The organism is Haloarcula vallismortis ATCC 29715 (genome assembly GCF_000337775.1).
Classification (GTDB): Archaea; Halobacteriota; Halobacteria; order Halobacteriales; family Haloarculaceae; genus Haloarcula; species Haloarcula vallismortis.
Genome location: NZ_AOLQ01000047.1, coordinates 1 through 1,145, shown reverse-complemented (window position 1 = coordinate 1,145; position 1,145 = coordinate 1). Strand labels below are relative to the sequence as shown.

General features: G+C 51.5%; 1 protein-coding gene. It reads left to right on the top strand.

What is annotated here, in order from left to right; translation table 11 throughout:
• Window positions 1-44: 44 nt before the first annotated feature.
• Complete coding sequence (locus C437_RS12105) at window positions 45-1,139, top strand: IS630 family transposase (protein ID WP_004517249.1); 1,095 nt, start codon at window positions 45-47, stop codon at window positions 1,137-1,139.
• The last annotated feature ends 6 nt before the right edge of the window (window positions 1,140-1,145 follow it).

Below are 1,145 nucleotides of genomic sequence, written 5' to 3'. Positions count from 1 at the left end.
AATAAGCGAGGAAAGTTATGGGAGAGCAGTAAGAATAGGAGGTAATGAGTGGAGATCGCCGATTGAAGGTTGAGAAACACTTGACCGAAGAAGATCTGGATCGGTTGCTCAATCAGACAGATGACGAGAAGGTGAGCAAGCGGCTCACCTTCGTCAAACGCCTCTACAAAGGTGCAACACCGACAGAAGCGGCTGACGATGTCGGAAAATCAGAGTCAACTGGTAACCGATGGCTTCACCGTTGGAACGAAGGCGGTCTTGGTCAGCTCACCCCGAACTTCGGGGGCGGCAGGCCCCCGAAGCTCGACGAAGACGAGCAACAGAGACTCCTCGAACTTCTGCGTGAAGGGCAACCGTGGAAATCACAGGAGATCCAGCAGCTGTTGATCGACGAATTCGACGTTGAATACCATCCAGATTATCTCGGCAAATTCCTCCGTGACCTCGGTCTCTCCTATGCGAAACCACGACCAAAGCGTCCACACCGACCAGAGAACCCTGATGAAATCCTCGAAGAGCGCGTCGACGACGCGCTCGACGAGGACGACCAGCCCCACAACAAACGTGAGGGAGAAGACGAAGACGGGTGGGTTGTTGAGGACGATATCTGTACTGATGGCGGTACTGTCCTCGGGTTTTTTGATGCATCGAAGCCACAGCCGTACGATAATTCGCGGCGTGTTTGGTACGTTGACGATCCTCACATTGAACGGGAGTTAGTCAAGACACACGATTCTGCGGTCGGATTCTACGCCCTCAACGGTGAGAGTCTGGTAACGTTCACTGAGAACGAAGAGAAAGAGCAGATTTGCGGGGTATTAGAGAAGATCCGCGAGCAGAATCCCGGCAAGCGGATTCTGCTCGTCTTGGACAAGCACGGTTCACATAGATGTGAATACACGCGCAAGCGCGCGCACAAGCTCGGGATCGACCTTATTTTCATTCCATCAGGCTCACCACACCTGAATCCAATCGAGCAAGTCTGGAAGTATCTCAAATGGACGATGGCACCGATCGTCGTTGAAAACGAAGCGGAATTCAAAAACCTCGTTCAGGAAACGTTCGAGAAAATAACGAAACGCGTCAGCTTTGCAAAGAGGTGGTGCGAACAATTCCTTGACTTTCAGAAGTTATCTTAATCATTA

Coding starts and splice junctions, on each gene's coding strand:
- C437_RS12105 (WP_004517249.1), top strand. CDS start 45: ATGAGTGGAGATCGCCGATTGAAGGTTGAGAAACACTTGACCGAAGAA.